5 protein-coding genes are annotated in these 8,668 nt (G+C 35.5%); all 5 read right to left on the bottom strand.

The window, feature by feature from the left end; genetic code table 11:
* Positions 1 to 17: 17 nt before the first annotated feature.
* The gene (locus tag JWR23_RS01050) at positions 18 to 3,185 is read right to left on the bottom strand and encodes a TonB-dependent receptor (RefSeq protein ID WP_299511826.1); all 3,168 of its coding nucleotides are present in this window, start codon (positions 3,183 to 3,185) and stop codon (positions 18 to 20) included.
* A gap of 195 nt (positions 3,186 to 3,380) precedes the next feature.
* On the bottom strand, positions 3,381 to 4,928 hold the full coding sequence (locus JWR23_RS01055; protein ID WP_299511828.1) for a beta-N-acetylhexosaminidase: 1,548 nt from the start codon (positions 4,926 to 4,928) through the stop codon (positions 3,381 to 3,383).
* Between the two features lie 46 nt (positions 4,929 to 4,974).
* Entirely contained in the window at positions 4,975 to 6,318 is a 1,344-nt protein-coding gene (locus tag JWR23_RS01060) for a sugar MFS transporter (protein ID WP_299511830.1), read from the bottom strand.
* 669 nt (positions 6,319 to 6,987) lie between these two features.
* Entirely contained in the window at positions 6,988 to 8,055 is a 1,068-nt protein-coding gene (locus JWR23_RS01065) for a substrate-binding domain-containing protein (protein WP_299511832.1), read from the bottom strand.
* A gap of 55 nt (positions 8,056 to 8,110) precedes the next feature.
* A partial coding sequence (gene uxuA, locus JWR23_RS01070) for a mannonate dehydratase (RefSeq protein WP_299511834.1) occupies positions 8,111 to 8,668 on the bottom strand: 558 nt, incomplete at its 5' end.

Below are 8,668 nucleotides of genomic sequence, written 5' to 3' on the forward strand. Positions count from 1 at the left end.
TTTTATAATTTAAAGGTTTAGCGTAAACTAATATTTACACCTAAAACATAAGATGCTACTAATGGATATAGTCCGTAACTTAAATTAGCGTTGGCCGAGCCAGATTGATTGGCATTTACACTTAATTCAGGATCAAGACCAATCCATTTGGTAAATGTGTAAATGTTACGTCCGCTGATATAAGCAGTTAAACTTCCAAGCTTTAACTTGTCGGCCATTGCTTGCGGCAAAGTATAACTAAAGGTGATATCTTTCAACCTGGTAAAATTTTGAGGTACCGGGTAAGCATACAACCGTGGATTGATATAACTTAATGAAGGACGGGTGTTGCTTTGGTTTGCCGCGGTCCAATAATTATCTAATTGAACCGGAATATTTACACGCCCACCATAATTTTGAAGATCTAAAGTGGGATTGTTGATAATTGATCCTTGTGATGTTTGAACAAATATACTTAAGTGATAATTTTTATACCCAAAGTTATTAATCATCCCACCGGTCCATTTAGGCAAACTGCTGCCCTGGTAAACTTTATCCGCAGATGTTATTTTTCCGTCGCCGTTTTCATCTACAAATTTCAGATCACCAGGTTTTGCTCCGGGATCAATTTTTGACGCATCCTGACCTACCTGCCAAACGCCTGCCAATTTATAATCATATATAGCGCCCAGAGGTTTACCAATAAACCACTTGTTAACAAGGTCGTCCTTGTTATCTCCATAAAGTGAAATGATTTTATTACGATTTGCAGCAAAGTTAAAATTGGTTGACCATGTAAAATTATTGCTCTTGACATTAACCGTGGTCAAAGTGGCTTCTATACCCTTATTGGCTATACTTCCTAAATTATCAAGTAAACTTGGATAGCCGCCAATTGCAGGCAGCAACCTGTTTAACAACAAGTTTTTAGTTTTAGTTGAATAAACTTCAATGCTTCCACTGATACGGCTTTTAAATAAGGAATAATCAAGACCTAAATTTAACCCTGTAGTGCTTTCCCAGTTTAGGTCAACATTTCCAAGTACACCGTTAACGTTTAAGGCACTTGATACTAACCCGGTTGTGGGTGTTCCGTTATAAATATATTTAGTTATGCCCTGAGTAGTAATGGTTTGATAGGCACCTACCGCCTGGTTACCACTTGTTCCGTAGGATAGACGTAGTTTTATATTATCAATTTGATCTACTTTTTTTAAGAAATTCTCATTGGATATGTTCCATCCTAATGCAACTGAAGGAAAAAAGCCATATTTACTGGTTGCCGAACCAAAGGCCGAATAACCATCGCGCCTTGCGGTAGCGGTAAACAGATATTTGCTGTCATATGAATAGTTGATACGGCCCATTTGTGAAAGTAAAGCATCACGACTGTAAAAAGAAGCGCCGGTAACCACCCCTGCAGATCCCATATTGTTGAAAGATAGATTATCATTCACAAATGTGCTGCCGGTAATAGTAGATGAAGTATATATTTTTTCCTGGGCGCTGTACAATGTTGTAATATCCAAATGATGCTTTTTCCAGTCCTTATTATACGAAAGAATGTTTTCAACCAACCAGCTATCTGTTCCTGTATTGTTTATCATTGCAGTACCTCCAACAGTATTTCCGGCACTAAGGCCACTGTAAGTATCATTCATTGTTGGAAGGTTAGTATAATTAGCGTTTACCCTGAATTTTAAACCATTAATAAATTTCGGTTTAACCTCAAGATAAAATGTTCCATTCAGGTCATTATACCGGTTAACCACATTGGTATTCAAGCCCAGTAAAGGATTGGTATACAAGGTTTCCGGAAACATCGGATAAATTGTATAATTCCCCTTCGCGTCATATACTTGTCCGTAAGGACTCTGCTGCATTGCGAGACTATAATTGGCAGTTCCGCCGTCATTATTATTTTTGGCAAAAAACAATGAGGTACCAACGGTAAGCCAATCAGTAATATTGGCATCAAAATTTGACCGGATAGCGGCACGATGATGCTGGTAACCTTTTAATACGCCTTTCTCATTCTGATATTCTCCAGAAATAAAATATTTGATGTTATCTGTTCCGCCAGAGATGCTTAAATTATGATCCTGAATAAATCCCTGCTGCGATATTTCATTAAGCCAATTTGTTGTTTTTCCGGATTTATAGTTTGAAATTTCATTTAAATTAGGCACAGGCGGATTATTTGGAATCAGGTTCATTTGCTGACTATAATCCACATATTTTTGTACATACTGCTGTCCGTTTAAAGGGGTAAGGGTTTGGTGTTGAAACTCGGGGCCACCAAAAGCACTGTACCTGATAGTTGGTTTACCTGTTTTACCTCGTTTGGTTGTGATCAGAATTACACCACTTGAGCCCCTGGTACCATAAATGGCTACGGCCGAGGCGTCTTTCAAAACTTCAATTGAAGCGATGTCATTAGGGTTAATATCATTCATTGAACCTCCAAGATTACTAAAAGGCACGCCGTCAACTACAATTAATGGCGATGTACTGGCATTAATAGAATTAGCACCTCTAACCTGAACTTTTGGTGAGCTTCCCGGAGTAGATGAATTTTCGGCTATATTTAATCCTGCAGTTGTTCCTTCAATAGCTTGCATTACATTAGTAACGGGTAATTCTGACAATCTTTCTTTAGGTACAGAAGTTACAGAACCTGTAATATCCGAACGTTTTTGCGTTCCGTATCCAACTATAACTATTTCATTTAGCTTTTTGCCAACCTGGTCGGGTTGCATGGTTACATCAACCCTGGTTTGATTGGTAACAACTATTTTTTGCGTAGCATATCCAACAAAAGTAAATACAAGCGTGCTGCCCTCCGGCACACTTAGTTGGTATTCGCCATTAATGTCGGTTGCAATACCTTTATTTGTGCCTTCAATAACAACATTTGCACCAGGCAGGCTTTCACCTTTTTCGTCCACTACCTTTCCCTTGACAGTAATATTTTGGATAGCGGATTTATTATCTAGCGTATAAAGTGGATCATTCGGGTGCTTGTTTACATTTGCCGCATTTTCTATTGCGGTATTTCTTAAAATTGAACTGGTATTTATTCTGTTGTTTGCCATTAAATGGAAACTGCTTAACAAGGCAAGCGCCAAAACGCAACATTGCTTTAGTTTCAATGTGCCGGTAACATCAATAAATGATGGTATACTATGATTTCGTTGTTTTTTCATAGCTTTGGGGTTAATAAAGTGAGCATTCTGTGATTATACAGGCGTCCTTAATCGCCTGATTAAAAGGTTGGAAACCTGGTGAGGAAGATGTTGGAAGCATCTTCCTCTTGTTTCCATTAATGTTTGTTTTTTTTGAATTACGCCATAGTTTTTTAATTTTAATTAGGGGTTTATTATTCTTTCTCAATTACTCCGCTACTTTTTTCTGGATAAGCGGTTGTATAAATTAATTATTTTGATATTCCTTACTTCATTTTCATATTCAATATCTGCCGGATTTAAATAGCCTTTATTTAACAGGCTGAACCTATCATTTAGCCCTTTTGAAGCTGCTAATAATGTTTTTAGTTTTTCAATAACTACCGGAGTTGCTGCAACTTTAAAAGCAGAATCGTTAAGTTGCTTCTCGATGACCTGGTATTGCAGGTAATAATCACGGATATCAGCCATTAATTTAAAATGTTCATATTCTTCCAGATCTTTTACCGGCTTAAGTGAATAAAGTGTTTTTACCGCAACGTGGTTACTGTCTAACAATTGCTGTACACTCATAGGGGTTGGAGAAGCTACTTCACCTTGTTTAATCTCATAAGGCGTCATCGTTAGTGCAGTCCAAAAAGATTTTGATTGCGCTTTGTTAAAACCAAAATGCTCTTTGCAGTATTTCTGTATAAAATCATCTATGTTTAATGGTTGCTTAGAATTTAATCCCTCCTTATAGGCATCAAACAAGATGTTAAAGCCTGAAAGAGGATACACATGACGGATAGGATACAGATCAGCAATATCAGTTGACGATTCAAACACTGTAGAATAAATGCCGGAGGTTGACCACGAGGTCATGATCATACCTTTATAGCCCAATTTTTCTGATACCGGAATAAAGTCCCTGATATTTTTAAAGTGTTTTTCCCAAGTGGTTAAATTGTAGTTATCAGGGCTTGACCTTACGGCGGGCGAGCCCCAAATTTCGTAGCCACTTTCCATTAGTTTTTGATGGTCTCCAAACCGGCTCATGTCCCAGCCATAATTCCAATCAACAAATACAGTCCCTTTAGGCAATGTTTTAATCGCTTCAGGATATTTCAATGCTATATCGGCCCAAAGAACAGGGCGTTTCCCTAATTTAATAACAATATTACACAGCATTCTAATATAGTCAATATACAATTTTGATTTCCCTTCCTTTTCGGCTTTAAGCCTGCATTTTTCGTCATGACCAAGCAAATAGGTTTCATCACCCCCTATATGGATATATTTTGAGGTGTGCGTTGTACCTAATTCTTTATATAAATCAGTAAATAAGGCGCTATCTCCCTTAGTTTCAAGAGGGCATACCTGCGAAAAGTCTTTTTGATCCTCGCGGATCTCTTTATATCTTTCATTACGTAAAATATACTCAACATGCCCAAAGCTCTGTTGTAACGGAATAACATCGATACCTAAGTCGTTACAGTATTTTATAAATGATACTACCTCTGCTTTAGTATAGGCATACCTATTGGGTATCATGGGGTGTTTTTCATAGGGATAGGTGCCTTCCCATTCCATAACAAGGGTATTCATACCTGATTCCTTTAATTTTACTGCAAATTTTTTAAGGGCATCCATCGTCATTACCTGGTTTCTTAAGTCCAGGTGAAAACCCCTTACCGGAAATCTGTTTCCATCAGGGTTGTTAGATTGGGCAAATGCCGTGTTTAATGCAATTAGCATTAGTAAAGTTGATAACAGTTTTTTCATTGATTTAAAATTTAACATAAAATATTAGTGATTATACCTTGCAACATTATTGTGATCCGTCTATAGCCCAGTTCCTTAATTTAAAACCATAAAAAGCATAAAATACCAGGTACATATAGCATGGAAATAGTACCCAATATGCCTTTCTAACGTTAAATAAATCTGCAAAATGTCCATATAAAAGCGGCAGTATAGCACTGCCACACAACCCCATAACCATTATTGAGGCCCCCAACTTGGTAAAACGCCCCAAGTCACTTAGCGCTAATGGCCATATACCAGCCCATACCATTGAATTTGCTAAACCCAATAACACTACAAACCATATAGATATATCTGTAACGTGGCCCAGCAAGCTGATTTGGCCGTGTGCAAAAATAATGAGCAAGGTGAATATGATACCCAGTATAGTACAGCATCTCAGGGCATTCACCTGACTGATATATTTAGGAATAGTAGCAATGCCTATTATATAACCACTGATGGTTGCAAATAAAGTATAAGATGGAAAAACTTTAGCTTCCATTAATGGGATATGCATCGAGTCTGCATATCCTATAATTGTGTCAATTGCTACAACCTGCGTACCTACGTGTAAAAAAATAGCAAATGCACCGAGTATAAGATGAGGAAACTGAAATATATTTGTTTTGCCTGAATTAGCATTAGCAAGCGCAGAGCTTTCACTCTCTGTATCAATTTCAGGCAGCGGAGAATATCGTATAAAAACACCAAAGGCAAACAATACCACTCCTACAAAGGCATAAGGAACAATTACTCTTCTGATTAACTCATTAAGGGCCGCATTTTTATGTATAACATCCATTAATGGCAACTGCTTAAACAGATCGCTATCTGTAACTTTAAGAACCATACTGGCAAATAATAAAGGCGCCAATATGCCCGCCGCTTTGTTGCATATACCCATTATACTAATGCGTTTAGCCGCTTTATCTTTTGAACCAAGAATAGTGACATACGGATTAGCGGCTGATTGTAAGACGGCCAGTCCTGTTCCAATGGTAAAAAGTCCCAGCAAAAAGGCCCCATATGTTCTGCTCAGAGCCGCGGGTATAAAAATAAAAGCTCCTATAGCCATTACCCAAAGGCCAAGCATTATCCCTTTTTTAAAACCAACTGTTTTAAGTAAAAAAGAAGACGGAACCGACATGATAAAATAGGAAATATAAAATGCAAAAGCTACCAGGTAGGATTGAAAATTTGATAATTCGCAGGCTATCTTGAAATAAGGAATTAATATAGAATTTACCCAGGTAACAAATCCGAATATGAAAAATAGCATGCCTATAATAAGCATCGAAATAAAAGTCTCTCTTTCAGTTAAAGAGCTAACTTCTAATGCAGTTTCTTTTTTTATTCTTATAGCCATTTAAATATTACTTAAATCAAACAATTTATCTAATTACGTGTACGTACCCGTAATTAGGTTAAAAAAAAAGCATTTCCCAATACGCTCAATTTATTGAACTGAACTAAATTTTCGTTTGTGTTAAATGCAATATTATCCACCTTATATTATATTTTTTTGAAGTATATCTTATTGATATTAAAATAACTTCCGTTTACGTACCCTAAGGTAAGGGTAATTTTCTAAAAACCAAAATAAATCTCATATTTTTTTCAATATTTCATATCTTTTTGAAATTTTTATTAAAATAATAGCAATTTTTTTATAGAAACGTTATAAATAAACAAATTCAACTAAAAAAAATAGGTAATTACTATAAAAAACCATCTTTTTTTTTAAAAAAACTATTTTGTTTTTTATAGGTAAACTAATTTCTTATCTATTTGATATAAAAATTAGTTTATACTTTATTTACAATAAAATCATCGGACAAAAGGGCTGGAATAAACATAATAACGATAAAAAGAACAGAATTTCGCAATTAATAGCCTATAGAGGTACTAAAATAAAATTATGAGCATATTTTTATTTTAGAATTGATTTTCAAAAAACCCAGCAGAGAATTTGAATTACACTATGATATATTAGAAATTATTTGGTTAGTATATCTATTTCAATAGTATAGTTTATTTAATTCCTATAAAATTTATGATTCTCTTTAGTGATAATATCTATTGGCATATAATATGTTTTATCAACAGCGACATTTAATACCAAATTTTGGTAAAGTGCCATTATTCCTTTATAACCCTGCTCCTGTGGCTTTTGGCATATAAGAAAATCAATATTTCCATTTTGCAGATACTGAATATTTTCCTTTAAAAAATCATAACCAATCAATAAAATGTTATTCATAGAAGAGCCTTCTAAAAATTGAGCTACTGAAAACACCCTGGAATTAGTCACAAAAATAGCTTTAACATCCGGATGAACCATTAATACCTCATTAAGCTCGGCTGCTACTGAATTATAATCAGTTTGCCTGATATCTGCTTTTATAATTCCATTACTGCTATTATTATCATGAAAGTAAGCTCTGAAACCTTCTTCTTTTCTTAAAAGGTGGTGATAATTGTCTATTTCTTTAGAAATATTAATAATTAGTATTTTTCCGTTTTTCTCGACTGTATAATTAGCCAGATGTGCACTTAAATAACCACTGTGAAATAAATCAGGACCAATGTAACAAAGGCTGTCTTGATTGGGAATATCAGAGTTAATAAAAACATAAGGGATTTTAAGCTCCTGGCATGATTTGGTAAATTCTAATGATTCTTCAATAAAAGAAGGCGCCACCAGAATTCCATCAACCTTATTTTTTAGTATTTTACTTGCCTGATCTACAAATGAGCTTCTATCATTCTGGTCAAAAAAATATTTTTCTATAATAATTCCGTATTGTTTTAATTCTGATTCAGCTTGTTCAATACCGTTTAGCGGTGCTTGCCAAAATTCGGTTTCCTGCGAAATTGCCGGTATCAAAACAGCAAAATGCAATATTTTTTTTGAAGCAAGTCTTCTGGCCAGAATATTAGGTTTATAATCCAGTTCTTGAATTATAGCCAGGATATTATCTTTTGTTTTTTTAGAAACACCCGACCTGTTATGAATAACCCTGTCAACAGTAGCAATTGAAACATTTGCTCTTCTGGCTATTTCTTTTACGCCTGATAATTCTATATCGTTGTCCTTTTTCATTTATTCTTACCTGAAATTTTATGTAACAATGTTAAAACCAGAAATTAGCATAAACTTAAATATTAGCAGACCTCATAATACCCACTTCTAAACCCCTAAGTTCTGCCAAGCCGCGTAAACGCCCAATTGCCGAGTAACCGGGGTTTGTTTTCTTGTTAAGGTCATCCAGCATTTGATGACCATGATCCGGCCGCATCGGAATGTTTATTTCCCTTTGTTGCATTGCTTTAAAAATTTCACTGATAACAGCATACATATCTACATCACCTTCCAGGTGATTGTCCTCATAAAAATCACCAAATTCATTTCTTTTGGTGCTTCTTAAATGTATAAAATTTATGCGGTCAGCAAACTGGCTCACCATTTTGGGCAAATCATTGTCTGGTCTTACACCAAAAGATCCGGTGCAAAAACATAAGCCGTTGTTTAGGGATGGAATTACTGTAAACAAACGTTCCAGGTCAGCAGCTGTACTTACAACCCTGGGCAAGCCTAATATGCTGTAAGGTTGATCATCCGGGTGAATAACCAGTTTAACCCCACACTCGTCGGCCACCTGTATTACTTCTTGTATAAAATCTATTAAATGCCATCTTAACATTGCTTCATCTAT

It is taken from the genome of Mucilaginibacter sp., assembly GCF_028288205.1.
In the GTDB taxonomy this organism is placed as follows: Bacteria; Bacteroidota; Bacteroidia; order Sphingobacteriales; family Sphingobacteriaceae; genus Mucilaginibacter.

Excerpts from the sequence above, each read along its gene's own strand:
- JWR23_RS01065 (WP_299511832.1), bottom strand. The coding sequence starts at position 8,055 with ATGAAAAAGGACAACGATATAGAATTATCAGGCGTAAAAGAAATAGCC.
- JWR23_RS01055 (WP_299511828.1), bottom strand. The coding sequence starts at position 4,928 with ATGAAAAAACTGTTATCAACTTTACTAATGCTAATTGCATTAAACACG.
- JWR23_RS01050 (WP_299511826.1), bottom strand. The coding sequence starts at position 3,185 with ATGAAAAAACAACGAAATCATAGTATACCATCATTTATTGATGTTACC.
- JWR23_RS01060 (WP_299511830.1), bottom strand. The coding sequence starts at position 6,318 with ATGGCTATAAGAATAAAAAAAGAAACTGCATTAGAAGTTAGCTCTTTA.